Source organism: Embleya sp. NPDC056575, assembly GCF_042793325.1.
Taxonomy (GTDB): Bacteria; Actinomycetota; Actinomycetes; order Streptomycetales; family Streptomycetaceae; genus Embleya.
Window position 1 is genome coordinate 170573 of sequence record NZ_JBHTVA010000009.1, and the last position, 23072, is coordinate 193644.

Below are 23072 nucleotides of genomic sequence, written 5' to 3' on the forward strand. Positions count from 1 at the left end.
CCCGCGTGCGCACCCCGCGGGCGGCGCCCGCCCGCACCGCGCGGGACCCCCCCCCCCCCACCACCCCCCCCGCCGCCGGGCGAGCGGCTTCGTCGGATCGGTACTCAGGCCCCGTCCGAGGCCGCCCCCGAACCGGTACCGGCCGCCACCGTCGCGGCGGAGCCCTGCGCCGGCACCCGGCCCGACGCTCCCGGACCCGACGCCCGAACGGCCGTGCTCCCGTGCGGCTTCGCCCGCCGAACCCCGATCGTCAGCACCGTGATCACGGCGGCCGCGAACATGCCCACCCCCGCGATCGTCATGCAGACGTGCATCGCGTCCACGAAGCTGTCGCCGATCGCGCCGAGCGCCCTGCCCGTGGGCTCGGGAGCCAGACCCAGATGGCCGGCCGCCGACAACCCCTCGTCCGACACGGCCGCACGCACGTGTTCGCGGTCGGCGTCGGCCAGCCCGGAGTCGGCCAGGTGCCCCGGCAGGCCCGCGCTGATCCGGCTGGTCAGGACCGCGCCCAGGACCGCCGGACCGAGCGCGCCGCCGAGTTGGCGCAGCGTGTTGTTGCCCGCGCTCGCCATGCCGGCCAGGTGGTGCGGGACGCTGCTCACCGCGATCGAGGTGATCGGCGTCATGACGAAGGCGAAGCCGATACCGATCACCGCCAACGGGGCGATCAGCGCGGCGAATCCGGTGTCCTTGTCCAGCGTGTTCAGGGCCAGCATGCCGATCCCGGTGAGCGCCAGGCCGCCGGTCAGCAGCAGGCCCGGGGCGATCCGCCCGACCAGCCGGCCGACCACCGGGCCGAACACCACGCCGAGACCGTTGACGAGCAGGAAGCGGTAGGCGATCTCGAGGGCGCTCAGGTGCTGGACGTTGCCGAAGAACAGGCTGAGCGAGAAGACGATCCCGACCAGGCCGAACATGGTCAGCATGGTCACCACGCCGGCGCCGCTGAAGGCCCGCGAGGAGAACAGGTCCAGCGACAACATCGGCGCCGCCGAACGGCGCTCGACCCACACGAACGCCACCAGGCCCAGCACCGCGAGCGCGAACGCGGCCAGGACCGGACCGTGCGTCCAGCCGCTGGTGCCGCCCTCGATCACGCCGTAGATCAGGCCGGAGATCGCCACGATCGCGGTGAGCTGACCGGGGACGTCGATGGCCCGGCCGTGCGCCGAGCGCGAGTCCTCCAGGAGCACCGCCGCGACCACCGCGCCGATCAGGCAGACCAGCACGGTCGGCGCGAAGACCCAGCGCCAGGAGGCGTGTTCCAGGATCGTCCCGCTCACCAGCGGGCCCAGGGACATGCCCAGGCCCAGGGACGCGGCCCACGCGGATATCGCCTTGGCCCGGGCCCGGAAGTCGGGGTAGGCGTGGCTGATCAGCGCCAGGCTGGAGGTGAGCAGGGCCGCGCCGCCCGCGCCGGAGAGGGCCTGGCCCACCCAGACCTGGGTCACGCTGTGCGCGGTCAGGTTGACGGCCGCGCCGACGGCGAGCAGGCCCAGCCCGGCCAGGAACGCCTTCTTGCGCCCGTACAGGTCGCCGATCAGGCCGAAGGTCAGGATCAGCGCCGCCATCGGCAGGATGAAGAAGTCGCTGATCCACTGGAGATCGCTCGTGGACGCGCCGAGCCCACGCTGGATGGTCGGCAGGGACACCGCGACCCCGCCGATGGGCACGTACGAGGCGAAAACCCCGAGACAGGCGAGCACCACGGTGAGCGCCGGCCGGGCCACGGCCCCGGTCGGCGGCGGACTCGTTGCGGGCGGGGTGGACTGCGGGGTCGTGGACATGGTGAGACAGCCTTCCAAGTAATCGAAGGCTGTCAAGTTATCAGAAGCCTGTGAACTTGTATGCATACTTAGAACATGCATGTCCCCTGCGAACATGCGCGTCGTCTGCGAACATGCACCTCACCTGCGAATATGTACGTCGACGTGGCCCGGCCGGGGGACGGACGTGCCCTACGGTGACCGGTGAGGCACCCACGGGGTGCGGACCCCGGCACCCCCCGCCGTACGAAGAAGGGAAACGTGTGATGCCCGCCCACCGGGAAGTCGCCGCCGCCGCGTGGAGCGAGCAGCTGCCCCATCTGCTCTGGCGCGCCCAGCAGTCGGTACAGCGGCTGCTCAACGAGCGCCTGGAAGGCATCGGCGTCTCGATCAACCAGCTGGGCCTGGCCGGTCGGCTCGACGAGAACGGCGCGTTGTCCGCCGCCGACCTCGCCCGCGCGCACCACATCACCCCCCAGAGCGTGACCACCGCGATGCTGGCGCTGGAACGTGTCGGTTGGATCGTCCGCCGCCCCCACCCGGTACACAAGCGGGTGGTCCTCCTGGAACTGACCGAACTCGGCAGCGCCGGCGTCGCCGAGGGCCGGCGCGTGGTCAAGGACGTCGACGGCATGATCAGCCGGACGATCGGCCCCGAGGCGGCCGAGGTGTTCGCCGAGAACCTGCGCATGCTCAGCGCGATCATCGACGGCCCGGACGTCCCGGCGGGCCGAATGTGGCCGGAACCGCCGCACTGAGAAGGGGCCGGGCGACCCGGGCCACCGCGGCTCACCCGGTCTTCCCCGCCCCCGTCTCCTCCACCCCGGGCACGCGGAACGCGGGGGCCAGGCGGGCCTCGGTGACCACCCGCAAGTACGGCGGGATCGTCGCGGCGGCGGCGACGGCGAAGGCCAGGAAAGCCGCCCGGACGCCGAACCACTCGGCCAGCACGCCGATCAGGCCCGCGCCGACCGGGATCGCGCCCCATCCGAGCAGGCGGGCGGCACCGCTGTAGCGGCCCATCATGTGCTCGGGGACCAGGTTCTGCGCGATCAACCGGGCGTTGACCGACCACAGCGTGCCGCCCAACCCGCCGACGAACGCCGCGCCGGCGATCGCCCACATCGCGGTGGTCACCGCCGGCACCGCCATCATCACCATCGTGGCGATCAGGTCGGCCAGCATCACCCGCCGGTGGCCCAGCAGCCGGTTCAGCCGGCCCACCAGCACCGCCCCGAGCAGTCCGCCGACGCCGAGCGCGCTCAGCACCACCCCGTACTCCCGGGCGGACATGTGCATCGTGTCGTGCGCGACCAGCGGCATCAGCGCCAGCCACGCGCCCCAACTCGCGAACAACACGGTGAGGATCAGCGTCATCGTGCGCAGGAGGCGATGCCCCCAGAGGTAGCGCAACCCCTCGGCGATCTGCGCATTGACCGTGGCGGGCGCGTCGAGCCCATCCGACCCACCGGCTCCACCCTCGCCCTCCACACCCGCCCGCCCAACCACCCGGAACCGCCCGGTCAGCAAAAGCAGCAACAAACTCGCGGCAAGGTACGCCACCCACGTCGCCCCCAACGCCAGACCGGTGCCCGCGGCCAGCAGCAACCCGCCGACGAACGGCCCGGCGAACTCGTTCGCGGCCGTCTCCGCCCCGGTGATCAGCGCGTTGGCCCGCTCCCGATCCGCCCTCGGCACGATCACCGGGACCAGCGCCGCGGTCGAGGTGAGCGCGATCACCTCGGCCACGCCCAGCACGAGACCGCCGAGCCCCAGCTCGACGATGCCGGCCTCGCCCGCCGAAACGATCGCGAGCAGCCCCCCGATCGCCACCAGCCGCAGCCCGCCGGCCAGCCACAACAATCGACGCCGGTCGACCCGATCCACCAGCACGCCCACGTGCAACGCCACCAGCAACCACGGCAGCGACAGGGCCAGCGACACCAGCGTGACCAACGCCGGCGAATCGGTGGCCCGGGCGGCCAGCACCGGCAACACGATCTTGGTGATGCCGTCGGCCAGGTTGGTGACCACGGTGAAGGCCACCAGGACGGCGGTGTTCCGCGCCCGGGGACCGTCCTCGCGTGGTGCGCCGGACTCGACGGCCCGTCCGGTTCGCCCGCCCCGCAAGGCCATCGCCCACCCCTAACCACCAAAGCCGTTTACCGGTTTGCCCGACTCCCGTGGATCCTGGCATCGACCCGCGCCAAGCGTCAACCGGTAAAAGCGATAGCCGGTTAGTCGCAGTAGGGTGGCATCGGCGACCGAATCGACCCGAAGACGGAGGCGCCGATGCCCGAGGTACCCGCCGCGGCCCTGCTCGTCCAGGCGTTCGTCAACACGGTCGACGTCGAACTCGGCACCGACGACGTGGACACGCCCGCCCGACTCGGCGCGTGGCTGGCCGAGCGGGGACTGCTCGATCCCGACGTCCCGATCGACCCCACCGAGTACGCCGCCGCGCTCGCACTGCGGGCCGGACTGCGCGAACGGCTGGGCGAACCCGTCGGCGATCCACCCGACCCGGACCTGCTCCGGCGCGCCGACGAGGTGACCCGCACGTTGCCCCTGGTCGTCGAACTGAGCCGCGACGAGCACCCCGCCGTCCTCCTACCGAGCCCCGAACTCCCGCCCGTACAGCGGGCGTTGGCCGAGCTGACCATCGCCTGGAGCACCCTGGTCGGCAGCGGCGAGGCAACCCGCCTCAAGCGCTGCCCGGAGCACGGCTGCCACTGGGTCTTCTGGGACGTCTCCAAGAACCGCAGCCGACGCTGGTGCTCGATGCGCGTATGCGGAAACCGCACCAAGGCCCGCCGCTACGCGGCCAGACACGCCGAGTAGAACAACCCGCGACACCGAACAAAGCGGCGGCGGGACCCATCGGGCCCCGCCGCCGCTCACCGCACTCCCCCGAAGCCTCACACCGGAGACCTCACACCAGCACCTCCACCTTGGCCACCGGTTCCCCCGCCTCCGCCACGTCCGCCGCCTCGCCCACCGCACCCGAGCCCGCGCGCCCCCCAGGCAGCAGCTGCACCAGGGCCGCGACCACCGCGCAGAAGGCCGTCAGCAGCCAAAGCCCGTTCACGAACGCGTCCCCGAAGGTGCCCGCCGTCGGCGCGTCGCCCAGCGTGTCGTAGAAGACGATGCCCACCAGGGCCACCCCCAGCGCCCCGCCCACCTGCTGCGCCGTGGACAGCAGGCCCGCCGCCGAACCGGCATGGCGCGCCCCGATCCCGGCCAGCACCGTCGCCGCCATCGGGCCCATCACCAGCCCCATCCCGAACCCGGTCAGCGCGAGCCCCGGGATCAGCCACAACGTCTCGTGCGTGTTCGACACCGTCTCCACGAGCGCCACCTGCCCCGCGCCCTGCACCAGCGCGCCGAGCGCCAGCACCTGCCGACCCAGCCCCGCCGCGATCCGCCCCGAGACCGCCGAGGACAGGAAGTACCCGACCCCGAGCGCGATGAACAGCAGCCCCGAGTCCAGCGCCGACATCCCGTGGCCCAACTGCAGGTACAGCGCCAGGATCAGGAAGAACGCCGCGTTCACCAGGCCGTACACCAGCGCCGTCGTGATGCCCACCGAGAACGGCCGCTCCCGGAACAACACCGGGTCCACCAGCGGCGCGCCGGCGTTCCCGGCGAGCCGGCGCTGGTACAGCGTGAACGCGCCGAGCAGCAGCGGGGCGACGCCGAGCGACAACCAGGTCCACAGCGGCCAGCCCTGCTCCCGGCCCTGGACCAGCGGCAACACCACGGCGACCAGGCCGAGCGTGACCAGTACGGTGCCGAGCAGGTCGAGCCGGGTGCCGCCCCCGCCGCGCGTCTCCGGAATCACCCTCGGGACCAGCACCAGCGCGACCAGCCCGACCGGGACGTTGATCCAGTAGATACCGCGCCAGTCGAGCCCGAACACATCGGCCTGGATCAGCGCGCCCCCGATCAGCTGGCCGAACACCCCCGCGAAGCCCATCGCCAGCCCGTACGCGGTGAACGCCTTGACCCGCTGCTCGCCCACGTAGAGCACATTGACGATGCCCAGCACCTGCGGCATCAGCAGCGCCGCCGCCGCGCCCTGTACCACCCGGGCCGCGATCAGCGTCTCCGCGTTCCCGGCCAGCCCGCAGCCCGCCGACGCGATGGTGAACAGGGCCAGGCCGATCGCGAACATCCGCCGTCTGCCGTAGATGTCGCCCAGTCGACCGGCGGTGATCAGCCCGGCGGCGACCGCGAGGCCGAAGCCCGCCACCACCCATTGGATCGCGGCCGGCGTGGCGTGCAGGTCCTCCTGCGTGGCCGGGATCGCGACGTTGACGATGAAGAAGTCCAGCGTGGTGATGAAGATCCCGGCGAGCAGGACCAGCAGCGCGCCCCACGACTGCCGGGGCGTCGATGTCGCGGCGTCGGGAACGATGGCCGTCGTGGTGGCGGACACGGGTGGTTCCTTCCGGAAGAGGACGTAAAGAAAAAAGAGGAGACGAAGACCCGCGGGGCCGAGCTACCGTCGCCCGGCCCCGGGTCCGACGCGGCGACTCACAACCCCGCCGGCACCTTGTCCAGGAAGCCGCTGACCCGCCCGATCCGGCCGTCCTCGGCGATGTGGATCACGTCGAAGCCGACCACGATGGCCTCCGCGCCCGCCGGGCCGAGGTTCCACGTGAAACGCGCCAGGTCGTGGTGCCCGTCGACGGCCCCGCCCAGGGTGAAGACCAGGTTCGGGAACTGGCTCTGGACCGCGCCGAGCGTCGCGTCGATCGCGTCGTGCCCGACGGCCGCCACCAGCGGGTCGACGTATCCGGCGTCCTCGGTGTACAGCCCCTCGACCAGCTTGCGGCGGGCGGCCGGGTCGGTCTCGTTCCACACGGCGATGTAGCGCTCGGCCAGGGCGGTGTAGTCGATGTTCGTGGTCATGGCGACCGTCCTTCGTGGGGTGCTCCGGGCTTCCGGCGGTTCCGGCGAGCTCCGTTGCCCATGAACCTACGGAGCCCCGAACCGACGGGAATCGGTCGCGCATAGGTACTTTGGCGCTCGGGAGTCGGTAGGTCCGTACCGGTATCGGCGACCACACACCCGGACGGACGGACCCGCCACGGAGCGGGCGCACATGGGGGACGCATCGGCATGTTGTACGGACGAGACGCCGAGTTGGGCACGATCAAGGAGCTGCTCGCCGCGGCCGAGGAGGGCCGCAGCGGCGTGCTCGTGCTCCGCGGCGAGCCCGGGATCGGCAAGACCGCCCTCCTCGACCGCGTGGTCGCCGACACCGACCTGCGGGTGATCCGCGGCACCGGCGTCGAATACGAGGCCGAACTCCCCTACGCCGGGCTCAGCCTGCTGCTCCGCCCCGCGCTCGGCGGCCTCGACCGGCTCCCCGACCCGCAGCGCCAGGCCCTCGAAGCCGCCTTCGGCCTGGCCGTCGGCGAACGCTCGGAGCCGATGTTCGTCGGCCTCGCGGTGTTGTCCCTGCTCTCCGAGTACGCCGGCGACGGACCGCTCCTGTGCGTCGTCGACGACGCGCAATGGCTGGACCGCGCCTCCGCCGACGCACTGGTGTTCGCCGCCCGGCGGCTGTACGCGGAGGGCATCGCGCTGATCCTCGCCGCGCGCGACGACCGCGACGCCTTCCCCGTCCCCGGCCTGCCCGAACTGCGCCTGCCCCCGCTGCCGCCCGAGCAGGCGAGCGCGCTCCTGGACACCCACGCGGAGGATCTGAGTACCGCCGCCCGCCATCGCGTCCTCGCCGAGGCCCGGGGCAACCCGCTCGCACTGCTCGAACTGCCCGTGTCACTGGCCGGCGAACGGGCCGGGGACACCCTGCGGCCGGGGGCGTTGCCGCTGACCAGCCGGCTGCAGATCGCCTTCCACGGCCGGGTCACCCGGCTTGACGAGCGCACCGGGACGTTGCTGCTGCTCGCCGCGTGCGACGACTCCGGCGACCTGGGCGTACTGCTGCGCGCGGGCGCCGCGTTCGGCGCGGGCGCGGCCGATCTGGCCGGCGCCGAGGAGGCGTCGCTGATCGTCGTCGACGACGACCGGCTGCGCTTTCGGCATCCGCTGATCCGCGCCGCGGTACAGCAGCGCGCGCCGATCGACCGGCGCCTGGCCGCGCACCGCGCGCTGGCCGCCGCGTTCGCCGCGCCCGACCACGCGGACCGCCGCGCCTGGCACCTGGCCGCCGCCGCGACCGGCGTGGACGAGGCGGCGGCGACCGCCCTGGAGAGCACCGGCGAGCGGGCCCGCGAACGCAGCGGCCACCTCGCCGCCGCGCTCGCCTACGAGCGGGCCGCCCGACTGACCGAGGACGTCGCGGCGCGCACCCGGCGGCTGACCCTGGCCGCCGAGGCCGCCGCCGAGGCGGGCGAGTCGGACCGGGCCCGCACGTTCGCCGAACGGGCCCTGACCGGCGCCGCGGACGACGCCGTCCGGGCCCGGCTGCTGCACGTCCACGCGCTGGCCGACTTCTGGCAGGGGGCGTTCCCCAGCGCACACGAGCTGCTGCGCCGGGGCGCCGCGCTCGCCGCCGGATCCGACCCCGAGCGCGCGGCCCGGATGTTGCTCCAGTCCGTGCACACCGCGTGGTACCTGGGCGAGGGGCAACTGCGGGAGAGCATCGACGAGTTGGCCGCACTGACGCTGCCCCCGACGGCCCCGGTGACGCCGGTCGCCGCGTTCGTGACCGCCGCCTTCCCGGCCGACGAGCACACCACCGAGCCCCCGGCCCTCGGCGACCTGGTCCGGGTCGCCCACGACTTCGGCGGCGACGAACAGGGCGCCCTCCTGCTTGCCTGCGGTGTCGGGCTCACCCTGGGGCAGGACGTCGACGCGCACGACCTCGCGACGGTGCTCGCGGCCGACAGCCGGCGACACGGCGGCATCGGTCGGCTGCCCACGATCCTGTTCTTCCGGGCCGAGACGGAAATCTTCGAGAGTCGGCACACCGACGCGCTGGCCACCGCGACCGAGGCGCTGCGGATCGCCCAGGACACCGGACAGCGGCAGTGGATCAGCCAGTTCGAAAGCGTGCTGGCCTATCTCGCGGGCGTCGCCGGCGACGAGGCGGCGGCGCACCGACACGCCGACGCGGCGCTGACCGGCGGCGTCGGCAGCGCGATGCCCGCCGGCGCACCCTGGTCGGCCTGGGCGCTGGGCCTGCTCGACCTGGGCCTGGGCCGCCCCGAAGCGGCGCTCAACCGGCTCGAACAGCTCACCCGCGAACCGATGCGCCACCACATCTGCGCGACCCGCTCCGTCCCCGACCTCGTCGAGGCCGCGGTGCGCGCCGGCGACCCCGACCGGGCCCGCGAGCCGCTGGACCGCTTCGAACGATGGGCGCACCGGGCCGGCCGCCCGTGGGCCGACGCCCTGGTCCTGCGCTGCCGCGCGCTGCTCGCGGGCGACGACGCGGCGGAGCGGTCCTGGCTCGCCGCGCTGGACCGGCACGAGGGCGAGCGCCGGCCGCTGGAGCGGGCCCGGACCGCGTTGCTGTACGGGGAGTGGCTGCGCCGCATGCGCCGCAAGACCGAAGCGCGCGACCGCCTGCGTACCGCCCTCGCCGAGTTCGACCGGCTCGACGCCCGCTCCTGGGCCGATCGGGCCCGTACCGAACTGGGCGCGATCGGCGGCAGCGCCACCCCGCGCGGCCCGCGACCCGCCGGCGTACTCGCCCTGCTCACCCCGCAGGAACTACAGATCACCCGGCTCGCCGCGCAGGGCCTGTCCAACCGCGACATCGCCGCCCAGCTGTTCCTGAGCCCGCGCACGGTCGGACACCACCTGTACAAGGCCTATCCCAAGCTCGGCATCGTCTCCCGCACCGAACTGACCACGATCCCGGAGCTGGCCGCCTCGACCGGCTGAGTCGGCCGAACCTCGACCACCCGCCCGCATCCGGCGCGGCCACCCCGCCACCACCTCGCGCAGCGCCGGATGCTCGGCCCCGCCGCCGGCGCCGATGTGCTCGTACACCCCGCGCAACACCTCCGCGCCGCCGGCCGCCCACAACTCCTCGGCGGCCTGGGTCAACCGGAAGTGGAACCACGCGAAGTTGACCGCGCCGTGCTCGAACGAGCGCTCCATGTCCGCGAGTTCGCGCAGCGGGGCGACCTCGACCGGCAGGTCGTCCACGGTCGAGGTCAAGGCCCGCAGGACCGGCAGCAGATCCGGCTCGACCTCGTGCGCGTAGCCGACCATGGCCAGATTCGCGTGCAGCTCGGCGATCCACATGCCGGGATACGCCGGCCAGACCTGGTCCTGGAACAGGTGGGTCAACTCGTGCACCGCCACCAGGTCGAAGTACGGCCGCAGCGCGAGCGGTTCCCCGTACACCTCGCGCAGCCGCCGCACCGTGCCGGCGCCCAGGTGCGGCCGCAGTCCCGCGTACAGCCGTGCCCCGAACCAGCCGTCGTCGGCGGCCACCCGCAGGTGGTCCCCGCTCCCCTGCGGCGTCCCGTACAGCGGCACCGTCGCCACCGCGTCCCAGTCGGCCGCGTCCGCCACCGACAACCGCACCCGCGCCGCGAACCCGAGTCGCTCGCCCAACCACGCCGCGGCCCGGTCGACCCGCCCGGCGACGAACGCGGCCCGCCGCTTCGCCCCCGGGCTGTGCCGGACCGTACCGGCGAAGCCGTCGAGTGTCGCCATCGTTGCCACGCATACCTCCGGAAGGGATCGGCGGCCACCATAGGCACAGCCGATCCGCCGCCGCGCGGATTTCCCGACGCCGCGACGATCCCGCCCGGTCACCGGCGGAATCGAGCCGCCCCACCGCCGTCCGCCCGGCCCCGGGTCAGGGCGTCCAACGCGGATCCCGCCCCGAGGCGGCCAGCGCCCGCTCGAACGCGCTCGCCTCCGCGAAGCCCGCCACCTCCTCGGCGAAGCCCGCGTACTCGCGGTACATCGGCGCGTACTTCGTCACGACGGCCTCGATCCCCTCGCCCAGCGAGGTCGAGGCCCGGTAGTCCTGCCCGGTCGCCCGGGCCACGTCCCAGCCGTGCAGGACCAGCTCCGCGAGCAACATCGCGGCGATCTCCGGCGCGGGCATCGTGCCGCCCCCGCCGAAGTCGATCTCGCCCTCCCACACCGCCGGATCTGCCCAGGCCGCCACGCCCCGACCCAGCTGCGCGGCGTACGCGTCGGCCCAGTCCGGCTCGGCGACGAAGTCGCGCGCGATCAGGTCCTCGGGCAACTCCCGACGCAGCGCACGATGCTCCAGGCCGTGCGAGGTGAACACCACCCAGTGGTTGATCAGCGCACGCAGGTCGTAGTCGGTGCACGGCGTCGGTCCGGCGGCGGGCGCGGGGGCGACACCGTGGGCGATCCGGTCGGCTTCGGCGGCTGCTTCGACGAACAGGTGGTGAATAGTCATGGAAACGACGCTATGGCGCGCTCCCGTGACCGGTCTTGAACAAACGCGACAGCCCGAGCCGATGTCACCGGCGCCGGCTACCGTGGCCGGATGAGGCTTCCCCATCGCCCTCGCGGAGTGCTGCGCGCCGACGGCGCGGCCGGCCATCGGGTGAGCCTGTACGAGCCGGCCGCCGACCTGGCGCCGTTCGTCGAACACCACTGGATCGTGCACTGGGACCTGCGCGGGCGGGCGCCGTTCCGGCAGAAGGTGCTCTCGCACCCCAACGTGCACGTGGTCTTCGAGCAGCCCTTCCCGGCCGTCTACGGCGTGGTGCGCGACATCTTCGAGCGGGAGCTGAGCGGGGTCGGCCACGTGTTCGGGATCAAGTTCCGCGCGGGCGGTTTCCGGCCGCTCCTGGGCGCCCCGGTGGCCACGCTGACCGATCGGGTGGTGCCCGCGGTCGATCTGTTCGGCCCGACGGTCGTGGCCGCCGGCGAGCGGGTGCTGGGCGCCGCCGCCGAGCCGGAGCGGGTCGCCCTCGCCGAGACCTGGCTGCGCGGCGCGCTGCCGGCGGCCGCGCCCGATCCCGCGGTGGCCGAGACCGCCGCGATCGTCGCGCGGATCACCACCGCCCCGAACCTGTTCCGGGTCGACGACCTGGCAGAGGAGGTCGGCGTCCCGGTCCGCCGGCTCCAGCGGCTGTTCGCCGAATACGTCGGGGTCGGCCCCAAGTGGGTGCTCCGCCGGGCCCGGCTCCAGGAGGTCGCCGAGCGGGCCGAGCACGGCGCCGGCATCGACTGGGCGGCGCTCGCGGCCGACCTGGGCTACGCCGACCAGGCGCACCTGACCCGCGATTTCACCGCCGCCGTCGGCACCGCGCCGAGCCGCTACGCCCGCGCCTGAGCGCCCCGCCCGCAGCCCCGCCCGCAGCCGTGAACCCAGCCGTGAACGGGGCCACACGCGGGCCCGGCTCGTCCGCGCGCCGGAAATGCAATCCTTGACGGGTGTCCTCCACGCTCGTCGAAACCCAATTCCACGCCGTCCTGAGCGCGTCCGACGACGCCCTGGCGGACGCGATCGACCTCGGCGCCTCCCTGCTCGCGGCCTCCGCCGCCGACTGGCCCGACGTCTCGCGCGCGGTGCTCGCGCTGTACGAGCGCACCGCCGACGGCTGCCGCCGCCGCGGCTGGGAGCCCGCCGACGTGGTCCGCGCGGTCACCCGCGACCTGGGCGAGCGACACGCCCCGATCGCCGCCGACCTCGTTGCCGCACAGGCCCGGGCCTATGCGGGCACCGGCCGCCGATGGACCGCCCAGGTGCGCGAGCTGAACGCGACGACCCCGTGGTGGAGCGCCGACGACGCCTACCTCACCGAATTGGGCGCCCGCGAGGGCCTGGACCGCTTCGGCACCGCCGCGCGCGTGCTCGAACTGCTCCGCTCGATCGCCCGGCTGCCCGCCATCGAACCGCTCACCGCCGCGACCTTCCGGGAACCGGAGCGGGCCCGCCCGGCGACCGGCGAGGAGCGCCAACTCGGCCGCGTGCGCGCCCTGTTGGCGAAGGCCGAGTCGACCGAATACCCGGAGGAGGCCGAAGCCCTCACGGCCAAGGCCCAGGAGTTGATGACCCGGCACCGGATCGACGAGGCGCTGCTCGGCGTCGGCGCGGACGCGGCACACACTCCCGGCGCCTGCCGGATCGGTGTGGACAACCCGTACGAGGGCGCCAAGGCGCTGCTGCTCGACGCGGTCGCCGACGCCAACGGCTGCCAGGCGATCTGGTCCAGCGCGCTGGGCTTTTCCACCGTGGTCGGCTTCGACTCCGACCTGGACGCGGTCGAACTGCTGTACACCTCGCTCCTGGTCCAGGCCACCGCCGCGATGAACCGGGCCGGCTCGCACCTGCACGACTCCGGCCGGGCCCGGCGCACCAAGACCTTCCGCCAGTCGTTCCTGATCGCCTACGCCGACCGGATCCGCGAACGGCTGGCCGCCGCCGAGGAGGAGGCGGTCGCGGACGCGAACGCGGCTTCCGACAACCGGCTGCTCCCGGCGCTGGCCGCCCGCGAGGTCGCGGTCAAGGAGAGCGCGGAGCGCATGTTCCCCACCCGCACCACGCATCGCCTGCGCGGCCGCGACGCCGACGGTTGGCGGCACGGCAAGGCCGCCGCCGACCGGGCCGACCTCGGCACCCGCGACCGCCTGGAACGCGGCGACCGCGCCACCGAGGCCAGGACGCGCTGAGCGGGCGGGCCCCCTACCAGGGCCCGCGCTGCGCCGGCACCGTCGACGCGCGGGCTCCGCACCGCCCCTCGGCCACCGCCCGATGCGCCTGACGCGGCGTCATGCCCGGTCCGGTCAACGGCTCGACGTCCTCCAGGTGGAGCGGGTCGCCGCATACCGAACAGACCACCTCGGCCTGCGCCTCGTGCCCCTCCGAGCCGCCGTGCCGATAGACCACGGGCGGCCCGTCCTCGTCCGCCAGCCAGGTGTCGCCCCACCGGCCGATCGCCACGAGTACGGGAAAGAAGTCGCGCCCCTTGGCGGTCAGCACGTACTCGTGCCGGGGTCGCCGTTCCTCGTAGGGCACCCGATCGAGCAGGCCCTCCTCGACGAGCAGATTCAGCCGCTGGGCGAGCACGTTGCGGCCGATGCCCAGATTCCCCTGAAGATCCTCGAACCGCCGGACCCCGTAGGACGCCTCGCGCAACACGAGCGGCGTCCATCCGTCGCCGAACAACTCGAGGACGCGGGCGATGGAGCACGGCCAGGTTCCGAACGAGGTCCGCTTCATGCCGCCACATTACTGAGCGGGGCGGGATCGATACGCGATCGATCCCGCCCCGCTCGGTGGTTTGACTACAGCACGGTTACCGTGCGATTACACGGCGCTTACGCGTCACGCTTCCAGCGCGGCTTGCGGTCGCCCGCACCGCCGGCCGGACGGTCGTAGTGCCCGTCCCGACGCGGCGCGCGGTCGTGCGAACGCTCGCCCGAGCCCGAGCCGTACGACGGACGGTCGCCGTAGGACGGCCGGTCGCCACGCGGGGCGCGGTCGCTGCCGTAGGCGGGCCGGTCGGTGCGCGGCGCACGGTCGCCGTACGACGGACGGTCACCGCGGTAGCCGCCCTCGCGCCGGTCGCCGCCGTAGGACGGACGGTCACCGGTACGCGGACCCCGGTCCCCGTACGAAGGACGGTCACCACGCGGGGCACGGTCGCCGTAGGACGGACGCTCGCCACCACGCGCGGAACGGTCGCCGCCGTACGACGGACGGTCGTTGTACGCGGGCCGGTCGCCACGGGGGCCGCGGTCGCCCTGCGGACGGTCACCGCGGTAGCCGCCCTCACGGCGGTCGCCGCCGCCGTAGGACGGACGGTCGCCGGTACGCGGACCCCGGTCGCCATAGGACGGACGGTCGCCACGCGGCGCACCACCACGACGGTCGCCGCCGCGGTCGCCGTAGGACGGACGGTCCCCGCGGTAGCCACCCTCACGCCGGTCCCCACGATCCCCGCGGTCACCGCGGTCGCGGTCCGGGCGCTCGTAGCGCTCGGTGCGCGTCGGGACATCGCCGTTCTTGGCCGCCTCGGCCAGCTCGGCCGCCTTGCGGCGCAGCTCGGCGGCCTCGGCCTTGAGCTCGACGATGCGAACCGCGAGCCGCTCCGCCTCGGCCTCGGCCTCGACCGCGGCGTCCGCCACGGACTGCGCCTTGACCTCGGACAACGTGCGCGCGCCGGTCAGCTTGCGCATCTCCGGGTCGTTGGAACCCTGCACCCGAAGGCGGGTCGGCTCGACGCCGGCGTCCTCCATCAGGCGGTCCACCGTGCGGCGCTGGTGCGGCAGCGCGAGGGTGACCACCGCACCGGCCTCGCCGGCGCGCGCGGTACGACCCGCGCGGTGCAGGTAGTCCTTCGAGTCGGCGGCCGGGTCCACGTGCAGGACCAGGTCGATGCCGTCGACGTGGATGCCGCGGGCGGCGACGTCGGTGGCGACCAGGACCGGCGTGCGGCCCTCCTTGTACTCGGCCAGGGTGCGGGTACGCGCGCCCTGGGTCATGCCGCCGTGCAGCGCCTCGGCACGGACACCGGCCTCGCGCAGCTGCTGCGCGACGCGGTCGGCGCCGAACTTGGTCCGCACGAAGATCATCGTGCGCCCGCGACGGGCCGCGATCGCCGCCGTGACGTACGTCTTGTCCTTCGGCTGCACCACGAGCACGTGGTGCGACATGGTGGTGACCGAGGACGCGTGCGGGTCCACCGAGTGGGTGACCGGGTTGTCCAGATACTTGCGGACGATCGCGTCCACGCCCTTGTCCAGCGTGGCGGAGAACAACATCCGCTGGCCGCCGGGCGGGATCAGGTCGAGCAGCGCGGTGACCTCGGGCAGGAAGCCCATGTCCGCCATCTGGTCGGCCTCGTCGAGGATGGTGATCTCGACGTTGTCCAGCACGGCCGAACCGCGGTCGACCAGGTCCTGGAGGCGACCGGGGGTGGCCACCAGGATCTCGACGCCGCGTTCGAGCGCGAAGATCTGCTTCGGCATCGACATGCCGCCGGTGACGGTCTTCATCCGCAGGTCGAGGATGCGACCGTAGGGCTCCAGCGCGTCGTGCACCTGCATCGCGAGCTCACGCGTCGGGGTGAGGATCAGCGCGAGGGGGCGCCGGGCGCGGGCCTTGCGACCGGAGAGCCGGGTGAGCATCGGCAGGCCGAAGCCCAGCGTCTTGCCGGAGCCGGTACGACCGCGGCCGAGGATGTCCTTGCCGGCCATCGCGTCCGGCAGCGTCGCCGCCTGGATCGGGAACGGGTGGGTCACGCCGCGGCGCGCGAGCGCCTCCACGACGTCCTTGTGCAGACCGAACTCGGCGAAGCTGGGGCCGGTCGGCTCGGGCTTCTCATCGGCCTCGGCCTCGACCTCGGCCCGCTCGTCGGCCTCTTCGTCGTCCTCGACGCCCGCCTCGGCGTCGGTGTCGGTGTCCTCGTCGGCGTCCGCCGCGGACACGGTGTCGTCGTCGTTCGCGACGACCTCGTCGGTGATCTCGATGGCGATCTCGGTGATCTCCGAAGCGACCTCGGTCACCTCGGCTGCCTGCGCATCCGCCACACCCTCCTGCACCTCGGCACCTTCGGTACCGGGCATGGGCGTGGCAGTGTCATTGGCATAGGGGGGCATGCAAAACCTTCCGGATGCGGCCCGTCTCGAAGGTCCGCAGCCGAAATGTGGTCGCACGAGAAAGCGACACTTCTGCGGAGCACCAGAACGAGCCTACGAGGCGCCGCGACTCATGGCGGCGCCTGGATATGGGCAAAGCGATTCACCAGCGTACCCGATCACTGCGCGTTTACGCCTATCGGGTGCGTTCGTACTCCACCCTCAGACGTGCGTCCTCGTGCACCACGAGCAGCCTCGGGCGCTGCCACGACCAGCGCTCGGGGAGCAGGAACAGCGTCCCCGGGGCACGCCGCAACAAGCGCAGTCCGGTGTAGCGGTAACGATAGGAAGCGCCGGCTTCTTCCTCGACCGCGATCCCGTCCTCGGACCGCATCCGCAGATCCTGCACCGAGTAGAGCACCACCCCGGTCCGCCGCGGCAGTTGGTGCGCGAAGGCCCGGCCGTCGTCCCGCCCCGACACCTTCGCGTACGACCCCGCCGCCCAGAACAGACACAGCACCACGACCGCGGCGGTGAGCAGCGACGGCAGCGACCACGGCCGCCCGCGCGTGGCGGACCCGCGCCGGTGCGCGCCGATCCGACGCGAGAGCAGCACCCCGTACGCGCAGATCGACAGCCCGACCGCGAGCGCCCCGGGCAGCAGCAGCGGCCCCCAGCGCGGATCCCGAACCGGCCACCGGTATGCGGCGAGCAGGACCGCGCCCGGCACCACGAACCACGCGCAGCGCAGCGAACGAACGCACCACCCGGCGATCCGCCGGTGCCGGCGCAGCCACACCAGCAGCCGGGGGTGCGCCATCCGCGCGGCGAGCAGCCCGGCGGTGAACACGAGCAGCGGCCCGTACAGGGTGCGCAGGCCGTCCGCCGCATACTCCCGGGCCGGCGTGCCCAGCACGCTCTCGTCGAACCCGAGGTAGTCGGACCGGGCCGCGGCACGGGTCCAGCCGAAGTGGTACAGCAGGCCCACGAGGATCAGCGCGGGCAGCACGAAGAAGGTCGCGAACTCCCAACCGGCGCCGATCGATCGCTCCTCGGGCAACCCGCGCGCGACCTCGGTGCGGGCGGTCTCGGCGGCCCGTCGACCCCGGTACGCGGACCGGTGCCGCCGCGCGACCCGCCGCTCGGTCGCCACGGCCTCATGTTCGACGCGGGGCGCGCTCGGGATCGCGTCGGGTTCGCCGAACCACTCGGCGAGCATCGACATCGGCTCGCCGTGGGAGACCTCCGACACCTCGGCCACCTCGGCCACCTCGGCCGTGAGGTTGCCGCCGGTTTGGAAGAGGGCGAAGTCCCCCACCGAGTCGCCGATTCGGTCCGGGTGCGGGATCCGGGGGACCGCGTGCCCGACGGTCCCCGCGTCCCGCGCCCCCGGTTCGGCGGCCGGGTCCGACCCGAACTCCCGGGCGTCGCCGCCGTGGCCCGGGCCGGGCCGGTCGCGCGGCGGCTCCGGGCTCCCCCACGCCTCGCCGGCGACCGGTTCGTACGGCTGTGCGCTCGGCATCGGACGCCGGGCGTCGCGAGCGCGCGGCACGGCCGGCCGGCCCGCGTGCTCCGGCTCGGACCCGGGCGTCCCGGGGTCGCGCGCGGCATCGGCCGACCGCCGATCGGGCTCGCCCACTCGGGTCAACGATCCGGTTCCGGGAAACTCGGGCTCGTCGTCGGCGAGCTCCGTCATCGGCCCGATGTCCCCCTGCGTGGTCACCGATTCAGCATGGCCGGACACCAACTCCCGCTCCAATTCCGGGACACCGCCCGTCACCCGTTCGGCGGCGGCGCGTGATGTCGTACCGGGAGCGCGCGATCTCCCGGCGGCAACCGCGGCCGGACGGGCACGCGCTAGCGTGACCGGGTGCCCCCGTTCCGACTCCTCGCCGTGATCTCGCTCGGCGGCGCCATCGGCGCGCTGGGCCGCTGGGGCATCGCACAGGCGATGCCGCACTCGGGGACCGCCTTCCCCTGGGCGACGCTGATCACCAACGTGCTCGGCTGCCTGCTGATGGGCGTCCTGATGGGCGTGACCCCGCCCGACCCGCTGCTGCGCCCGTTCCTGGGCACCGGCGTACTGGGCGGCTTCACCACGTTCTCCACGTTCGCGGTGGAGACCCGCACCCTGCTCGCGGGCCACGCGTGGCTCGACGCCTGGCTCTACGTGGCCGGCAGCGTGCTGCTCGGCGGGATCGCGGTCCACCTCGGCCTGGCCGCCGTGCACCGCTCGCGGGGGGCGGCCGGATGATCCCGCTGATGGTGGTCCTCGGCGCCCTCGTCGGCGCCCCCGCCCGCTACCTGACCGACCGATACGTCTCCACGCGGTGGAAGTCGGCCTTCCCGTGGGGCGTGCTCACGGTGAACGTGGTCGGCTCGCTGATCCTGGGCATCGTCACCGGCCTCGCCCCCGGGGCGCGGGTGGCCACCCTCGTCGGCACCGGCTTCTGCGGCACGCTCACCACGTTCAGCACGTTCGCCTACGCGACGGTGGAACTGCACACCCTGGGCCAACGCCTGCTCGCCGCCCTGTACGTACTCCTCAGCGTCACCCTCGGCCTGACCGTCGCCGCCCTCGGCTACGCCCTGGCCCACTGACGCGCCTCAGCCGTACCCGTGCTCGTGCAACCACGCGTCCCCGATCCCGAAGTGATGCGCCACCTCGTGCACGACGGTCACCTCGACCTCCTCGACGACGTGTTCGTACGTCTCGCAGATCCGCAGGATCGGGTTGCGGTAGACGGTGATCCGGTCCGGCAGCACCCCGGCGTACCAGTCCCCGCGCTCGGTCAGCGGGATGCCCTCGTACAGACCGAGCAGGTTGGTCCCGTGCTCCCCGGCGGGGTCGGGCTCGTCCTCGACGAAGATCGCCACGTTGTCCATGAGCTTGGTCAACTCGGGCGGGATCCGGTCCAGGGCCTCGGCCACCAGTTCCTCGAACTCCTCGCGCGACATCTCCAACACCCCCTCATTCTGCGGCCTCCACCCCCGCCCCGCGGGGCCCCGGTTATCCGCTTTGCAAGCGCCAGCGAAAACCCCGTATAGTTCGGGACGTCCCCGACGGCAACAAGACGCCGGACACGGCCAACAAGCCCCCATCGTCTAGTGGCCTAGGACGTCGCCCTTTCAAGGCGGTAGCACGGGTTCGAATCCCGTTGGGGGCACGCACCAACCCTCCTCGGGGGGCCGCAACAAGCCGGACAGCCAGTACGGTAGGGTTCAACACGAAACACCGCGAGGGAAACCCGGGAAGCCGGGAAGAGATCGCAGAGGTCCTGTGGAGCAGTTTGGAGTGCTCGTCACCCTGTCAAGGTGAAGGCCGCGGGTTCAAATCCCGTCAGGACCGCAAGATGGAAGATCGGGGCGCCGAAAGGCGCCCTGATCCATCGAGGCCAGGTAGCTCAGTTGGTACGAGCGTCCGACTGAAAATCGGAAGGTCGGCGGTTCGACCCCGCCCCTGGCCACCAGGCTCATTCAGCCACAACGCCCCGAGCGATCAGTTCGCCAGGGGCGTTTTTTGCGTTCCCGAATGGTGCGCTCCCGGATCGTGTTCGGTGCCGGTGGTTGGGCCGCTCGGGTTCGGGGTGGGGATTCCGGTCGTGTCCGGGCGCTTCGAAGGCGGGCGGATCGTGATACTTCGGGCATGAGTGCCGCTGACGGGTTCGGTCGGGCGTTGCCCACACACGCTCCGCACGACGAGGGCATGGGTACGCGGCTGAACTGGTTGCGGGCGGCGGTGCTCGGGGCCAACGACGGGATCGTCTCCACCGCCGGTCTCGTAGTCGGGGTGGCCGGAGCCACCGACGAGCGGGCGCAATTGCTCACCGCGGGGCTGGCCGGACTGCTCGCCGGGTCGTTGTCGATGGCCGCGGGCGAGTATGTCTCGGTGAGCACCCAGCGCGACGCGGAGCGGGCCGCGCTGGTCCAGGAGCGCCGCGAACTGAGCGACGAACCCGAGGCCGAGCTCGACGAGTTGACCGGGCTCTACGAACAGCAGGGGCTCACCCGAGCGCTGGCGCGCGAGGTGGCCGAACAACTCACCGAGCACGACGCGCTCGCCGCGCACGCCCAGGTCGAGCTGAAGATCGATCCCGACGAGCTGACCAACCCGTGGCACGCGGCCGGCGCCAGCTTCCTGGCCTTCACCGTCGGCGCGTTGTTGCCGCTGCTCGCGATGGTGTTGCCGCCCGCCTCGACCCGGCTGCCGATCACGGTGGCCGCGGTGCTCGCCGCGCTGGTCCTGTGCGGCTGGAGCGGCGCCCGCCTCGGCGGCGCCCCACCGGCCCGCGGGATCGTCCGCACCACCGCCGGCGGGGCCCTGGCGATGGCGGTGACCTACGCCGTGGGCAGCCTGCTCGGCGCCGACGGAGTCTGACCGGTATCCCGGCGCCGGCCCCCCGACGTCTGCTTCGCCACAAAAAGATGCGGATTGGTGCCGAAAAATATGTTTAAAGTAGTGACATGAGTGAACTCTTCGACGCCGAGCTGCCCCGCTGCCCCCTCGCGGGGGTCGTGGACGCGTACCTGCCCCGGCTCGCGGAGTTCGCCTTCGAGCCGGGGCTGGTCGCCGCCGTGGACCAGCACGCCGCGGCGGTGCGCACGTCGCTGGCCGCCGACGGCGCGGGGCTGATCCCGCGCCAACTGCGCCGCCAGGACCTCGCCGACTATGTACTGGGGTTCACCGACGTACTGGCCGAAACCGACTGGCGCGAGCCGGTCGGCTACGACTTCGCCGCGTTGCGCCTGACCGCCGTGTGCTGGCTGGTCCGCGAACACGACCTGCTGGGCTGAGCGAGCGCTACCGGCGTTCCTCGCGCGTCTGCGCGGGCTGCCCGGCGATCGCGTCGCCCCGGCCCCGCTGGTACGCGGTGACACTGGCCCGCGCGTTGACCGTCTCGCGCTCGGCCGCGTCCAGCCAGCGCTCCCAGCGCTGCCGCATCGGCTGGATCAGGCCGCCGCCGACGCCGATGATCAAAATGCCCGCGATGGTGGCGAGCGCCGCGGTGAGCACCGGACCGGTGATCGCCCCGGCGATGCCGGCCTGGCCGAGCGCGGCGATCACGCCGAGCGTGACGATGAACGCCCAGGCGATGGTGCCCATCGTCTTGCCGTAGGAGACCCCGCCGAGGGCCGAGCGCACGATGTCGCGCACCGCGCCGGCGATGGCCATCGTGACGACCACGATCACCAGCGCCACGATGCCTTGCGGGATCCACAACACGATGGCCCGCAGCATGTCGCTGATCGGGTTCGGTCCGAACACCCCGAAGCCCAATTGCAGCGTCATCAGCAGGATCGCGTAGTAGACGACCTTGGCGATGATCCCGGTGGCGTCGTATTTGGACCCCTCCAGGGTCTTGGCGACCCCGCCCCGTTCGGCCACCTTCTCGAAGCCGACCTTGCGCAGTACCCGGTCGAGGACTCGCGCGATCACCTTCGCGACGATCCAGCCGATCACCAGGATCACGAGGAACGCGATCAGCTTCGGCACGAACGTCGCGAAGGAGGACCACGCGTCCGTGAATCCCTGGCTGAAGTCGACCGACAGCGCAAGGTTCTGAGTCTGTGTCATGGCGTCCCTCTTCACTGAGGTCACTGAGGTTTCGCGCGTCACAGTGGTCACACGCGCTCCCTCAAGTGGTAACACCGCGTACACAACCCCGCACGCGGAGCATCGCCCACCTGCGCCACAGTGATGACCGCGCCGAGCCCGGCCGCATCGCCCCGGGCACACGCGCCGGATCCGGCCGGCCGAGAGTGCTCGCACACAGTCACGAAGGCCGGCGTCGCGGCCCGATCCGGATCTTCGCCCAAAACCGCCGATGATCACTCAGCGTGTTCGACTGCCGATTTCCGTCCCGGCCCGTCGAATCCGTCCCGATCGCCTCGTCCGCCCCGCCCGCGGAGCCCGGTCCGGACCGGCTCCCCACCCCGCGAAGACCGGCCCGGCCGGCGGACACCACACCCCTCACCACGGCCGCGAGCACGGCCCGGGCGACCTCGACGCCCGCCCCGCGGCCCCGGCCCGCGACGGCCGCTCACGCCGACCCGGCAGGCACCTCACCGCCGTGCCGAAGTGGTCCCGGCCGGCAGAGGTTCGAACCATTCGCACGAGTCGCCGGGGCACCCTCCGAGAGGGCTGGTGTGACCAAGGTCACTGTTTCGACCGGCGATCGTATTCATCGACGGCCGGAAATCATCCGTGCATTCTATGTGATATTTTACTGGACATCGTCGTGATTCCCTCGCGAAAGCGCCGCCCCGGAGCACCGTCGGCACCCCGATCGCCCCGCGTCCGACCTCGGCGGAAGCACCCCGCCGACCCCGCGACACGGTCCACCACGACCGCGACCGACCCGAGCGCGCACGACGGACGGCAGGCTTCCGACGGACCGGCAGGCGCGGGTACGGGCACACAAAAGAGTGCTGCACCGGACCCGGCGGGATCCGGTGCAGCACTCAGGGGAAAAGCTTTTCGACGCAGCCCTCAGGCTTCGCTGCGCTGCTGCGGAATGCCCGCGAGCAGGGCGCGGACCTCCACCTCGCGGTAGCGACGGTGTCCGCCGAGCGTGCGGATCGACGTGAGCTTGCCGGCCTTGGCCCAGCGCGTCACCGTCTTGGGGTCGACGCGGAACATGCTGGCAACCTCGGCCGGCGTCAGCAGCGGCTCGGCATCAGGCGTACGAGCGGTCATGAGCGGCCTCCTCGGGAGAACCGAACCAACACGGTTCTTTCTTCAAATTCTGCACCTTGACCCACGATGTCCTAAATAGTTCACGAGGGCCAAGTCGGTTATAGGAC

At 72.7% G+C, this 23072-nt stretch carries 20 protein-coding genes and 3 tRNA genes; 12 read left to right on the top strand and 11 right to left on the bottom strand.

Annotation, left to right across the window (positions count from 1 at the left end):
• Positions 1-104 precede the first annotated feature (104 nt).
• Positions 105-1787, bottom strand: a complete 1683-nt coding sequence (locus tag ACFRCG_RS09560) for an MFS transporter (protein ID WP_380030225.1) — start codon at positions 1785-1787, stop codon at positions 105-107.
• Positions 1788-2032: 245 nt separating this feature from the next.
• Here ACFRCG_RS09560 and ACFRCG_RS09565 point away from each other — a divergent pair, with 245 nt between their 5' ends.
• Positions 2033-2524, top strand: a complete 492-nt coding sequence (locus ACFRCG_RS09565; RefSeq protein WP_380003486.1) for a MarR family winged helix-turn-helix transcriptional regulator — start codon at positions 2033-2035, stop codon at positions 2522-2524.
• Positions 2525-2555: 31 nt separating this feature from the next.
• On the opposite strand, the gene ACFRCG_RS09570 is transcribed toward ACFRCG_RS09565, so the two are convergent.
• Positions 2556-3902: an MFS transporter gene (locus ACFRCG_RS09570; protein ID WP_380030226.1), complete on the bottom strand. Its 1347-nt coding sequence runs from the start codon at positions 3900-3902 to the stop codon at positions 2556-2558.
• Positions 3903-4058: 156 nt separating this feature from the next.
• On the opposite strand from ACFRCG_RS09570, the gene ACFRCG_RS09575 reads away from it, so the two are divergent.
• The gene (locus ACFRCG_RS09575; protein ID WP_380030228.1) at positions 4059-4607 is read left to right on the top strand and encodes a CGNR zinc finger domain-containing protein; all 549 of its coding nucleotides are present in this window, start codon (positions 4059-4061) and stop codon (positions 4605-4607) included.
• A gap of 91 nt (positions 4608-4698) precedes the next feature.
• On the opposite strand, the gene ACFRCG_RS09580 is transcribed toward ACFRCG_RS09575, so the two are convergent.
• On the bottom strand, positions 4699-6204 hold the full coding sequence (locus tag ACFRCG_RS09580) for an MFS transporter (RefSeq protein ID WP_380030230.1): 1506 nt from the start codon (positions 6202-6204) through the stop codon (positions 4699-4701).
• Positions 6205-6302: 98 nt separating this feature from the next.
• Positions 6303-6680, bottom strand: coding sequence for a nuclear transport factor 2 family protein (locus ACFRCG_RS09585; RefSeq protein WP_380030231.1), 378 nt, complete (start codon positions 6678-6680; stop codon positions 6303-6305).
• A 210-nt stretch (positions 6681-6890) separates the two neighbouring features.
• Between ACFRCG_RS09585 and ACFRCG_RS09590 the strand changes: the two genes are divergently transcribed.
• On the top strand, positions 6891-9626 hold the full coding sequence (locus ACFRCG_RS09590; RefSeq protein WP_380030232.1) for an AAA family ATPase: 2736 nt from the start codon (positions 6891-6893) through the stop codon (positions 9624-9626).
• Between the two features lie 928 nt (positions 9627-10554).
• Here ACFRCG_RS09590 and ACFRCG_RS09595 read toward each other — a convergent pair.
• Positions 10555-11133 (bottom strand): TIGR03086 family metal-binding protein, encoded by a 579-nt coding sequence (locus ACFRCG_RS09595; protein ID WP_380030233.1) that lies wholly within the window; start codon positions 11131-11133, stop codon positions 10555-10557.
• A 90-nt stretch (positions 11134-11223) separates the two neighbouring features.
• Here ACFRCG_RS09595 and ACFRCG_RS09600 point away from each other — a divergent pair, with 90 nt between their 5' ends.
• Positions 11224-12018, top strand: coding sequence for a DUF6597 domain-containing transcriptional factor (locus tag ACFRCG_RS09600; protein WP_380030234.1), 795 nt, complete (start codon positions 11224-11226; stop codon positions 12016-12018).
• 101 nt (positions 12019-12119) lie between these two features.
• The gene (locus tag ACFRCG_RS09605) at positions 12120-13358 is read left to right on the top strand and encodes a DUF2786 domain-containing protein (RefSeq protein ID WP_380030236.1); all 1239 of its coding nucleotides are present in this window, start codon (positions 12120-12122) and stop codon (positions 13356-13358) included.
• A 13-nt stretch (positions 13359-13371) separates the two neighbouring features.
• On the opposite strand, the gene ACFRCG_RS09610 is transcribed toward ACFRCG_RS09605, so the two are convergent.
• From ACFRCG_RS09610 to ACFRCG_RS09620, 3 genes are all read right to left on the bottom strand, one after another.
• Complete coding sequence (locus tag ACFRCG_RS09610) at positions 13372-13908, bottom strand: winged helix-turn-helix transcriptional regulator (RefSeq protein ID WP_380030237.1); 537 nt, start codon at positions 13906-13908, stop codon at positions 13372-13374.
• A gap of 98 nt (positions 13909-14006) precedes the next feature.
• On the bottom strand, positions 14007-16256 hold the full coding sequence (locus tag ACFRCG_RS09615; protein WP_380030238.1) for a DEAD/DEAH box helicase: 2250 nt from the start codon (positions 16254-16256) through the stop codon (positions 14007-14009).
• 208 nt (positions 16257-16464) lie between these two features.
• Complete coding sequence (locus tag ACFRCG_RS09620; RefSeq protein ID WP_380030239.1) at positions 16465-17991, bottom strand: hypothetical protein; 1527 nt, start codon at positions 17989-17991, stop codon at positions 16465-16467.
• 147 nt (positions 17992-18138) lie between these two features.
• Here ACFRCG_RS09620 and ACFRCG_RS09625 point away from each other — a divergent pair, with 147 nt between their 5' ends.
• Both ACFRCG_RS09625 and crcB read left to right on the top strand, forming a co-directional pair.
• A complete protein-coding gene (locus ACFRCG_RS09625; protein WP_380030240.1) occupies positions 18139-18522 on the top strand; it encodes a fluoride efflux transporter FluC in 384 nt (127 codons plus the stop codon).
• On the top strand, positions 18519-18869 hold the full coding sequence (gene crcB / locus ACFRCG_RS09630; RefSeq protein WP_380030241.1) for a fluoride efflux transporter CrcB: 351 nt from the start codon (positions 18519-18521) through the stop codon (positions 18867-18869). The genes ACFRCG_RS09625 and crcB overlap by 4 nt, the downstream gene beginning before the upstream one ends.
• 6 nt (positions 18870-18875) lie before the next feature.
• Here crcB and ACFRCG_RS09635 read toward each other — a convergent pair whose 3' ends face one another.
• Entirely contained in the window at positions 18876-19235 is a 360-nt protein-coding gene (locus ACFRCG_RS09635; RefSeq protein ID WP_078976134.1) for a metallopeptidase family protein, read from the bottom strand.
• Between the two features lie 127 nt (positions 19236-19362).
• Between ACFRCG_RS09635 and ACFRCG_RS09640 the strand changes: the two genes are divergently transcribed.
• The 5 genes from ACFRCG_RS09640 to ACFRCG_RS09660 all read left to right on the top strand — a co-directional run bounded on the left by ACFRCG_RS09640 (position 19363) and on the right by ACFRCG_RS09660 (position 21062).
• Positions 19363-19435: transfer RNA gene (locus tag ACFRCG_RS09640), tRNA-Glu, on the top strand.
• Between the two features lie 107 nt (positions 19436-19542).
• Positions 19543-19617, top strand: a tRNA-Asp gene (locus tag ACFRCG_RS09645).
• 44 nt (positions 19618-19661) lie between these two features.
• Positions 19662-19738 (top strand) — tRNA-Phe (locus tag ACFRCG_RS09650).
• A 176-nt stretch (positions 19739-19914) separates the two neighbouring features.
• Positions 19915-20646: a VIT family protein gene (locus tag ACFRCG_RS09655; RefSeq protein ID WP_380030242.1), complete on the top strand. Its 732-nt coding sequence runs from the start codon at positions 19915-19917 to the stop codon at positions 20644-20646.
• A gap of 86 nt (positions 20647-20732) precedes the next feature.
• Positions 20733-21062, top strand: a complete 330-nt coding sequence (locus ACFRCG_RS09660) for a DUF6401 family natural product biosynthesis protein (RefSeq protein ID WP_380030244.1) — start codon at positions 20733-20735, stop codon at positions 21060-21062.
• 7 nt (positions 21063-21069) lie between these two features.
• Here ACFRCG_RS09660 and ACFRCG_RS09665 read toward each other — a convergent pair whose 3' ends face one another.
• A complete protein-coding gene (locus ACFRCG_RS09665; protein ID WP_380030245.1) occupies positions 21070-21843 on the bottom strand; it encodes a hypothetical protein in 774 nt (257 codons plus the stop codon).
• Between the two features lie 915 nt (positions 21844-22758).
• Positions 22759-22965 carry a developmental transcriptional regulator BldC gene (bldC, locus tag ACFRCG_RS09670; protein WP_020555617.1) on the bottom strand — a complete coding sequence of 69 codons (207 nt, stop codon included), beginning with the start codon at positions 22963-22965 and terminating at the stop codon, positions 22759-22761.
• Positions 22966-23072: the final 107 nt, after the last annotated feature.

Bases quoted from the DNA above. Each gene is read 5' to 3' on its own strand.
- ACFRCG_RS09560 (WP_380030225.1), bottom strand. From the start codon at position 1,787: ATGTCCACGACCCCGCAGTCCACCCCGCCCGCAACGAGTCCGCCGCCG.
- ACFRCG_RS09565 (WP_380003486.1), top strand. From the start codon at position 2,033: ATGCCCGCCCACCGGGAAGTCGCCGCCGCCGCGTGGAGCGAGCAGCTG.
- ACFRCG_RS09570 (WP_380030226.1), bottom strand. From the start codon at position 3,902: ATGGCCTTGCGGGGCGGGCGAACCGGACGGGCCGTCGAGTCCGGCGCA.
- ACFRCG_RS09575 (WP_380030228.1), top strand. From the start codon at position 4,059: ATGCCCGAGGTACCCGCCGCGGCCCTGCTCGTCCAGGCGTTCGTCAAC.
- ACFRCG_RS09585 (WP_380030231.1), bottom strand. From the start codon at position 6,680: ATGACCACGAACATCGACTACACCGCCCTGGCCGAGCGCTACATCGCC.
- ACFRCG_RS09590 (WP_380030232.1), top strand. From the start codon at position 6,891: ATGTTGTACGGACGAGACGCCGAGTTGGGCACGATCAAGGAGCTGCTC.
- ACFRCG_RS09595 (WP_380030233.1), bottom strand. From the start codon at position 11,133: ATGACTATTCACCACCTGTTCGTCGAAGCAGCCGCCGAAGCCGACCGG.
- ACFRCG_RS09600 (WP_380030234.1), top strand. From the start codon at position 11,224: ATGAGGCTTCCCCATCGCCCTCGCGGAGTGCTGCGCGCCGACGGCGCG.
- ACFRCG_RS09610 (WP_380030237.1), bottom strand. From the start codon at position 13,908: ATGAAGCGGACCTCGTTCGGAACCTGGCCGTGCTCCATCGCCCGCGTC.
- ACFRCG_RS09615 (WP_380030238.1), bottom strand. From the start codon at position 16,256: ATGCCCGGTACCGAAGGTGCCGAGGTGCAGGAGGGTGTGGCGGATGCG.
- crcB (WP_380030241.1), top strand. From the start codon at position 18,519: ATGATCCCGCTGATGGTGGTCCTCGGCGCCCTCGTCGGCGCCCCCGCC.
- ACFRCG_RS09655 (WP_380030242.1), top strand. From the start codon at position 19,915: ATGAGTGCCGCTGACGGGTTCGGTCGGGCGTTGCCCACACACGCTCCG.
- ACFRCG_RS09660 (WP_380030244.1), top strand. From the start codon at position 20,733: ATGAGTGAACTCTTCGACGCCGAGCTGCCCCGCTGCCCCCTCGCGGGG.
- ACFRCG_RS09665 (WP_380030245.1), bottom strand. From the start codon at position 21,843: ATGACACAGACTCAGAACCTTGCGCTGTCGGTCGACTTCAGCCAGGGA.
- bldC (WP_020555617.1), bottom strand. From the start codon at position 22,965: ATGACCGCTCGTACGCCTGATGCCGAGCCGCTGCTGACGCCGGCCGAG.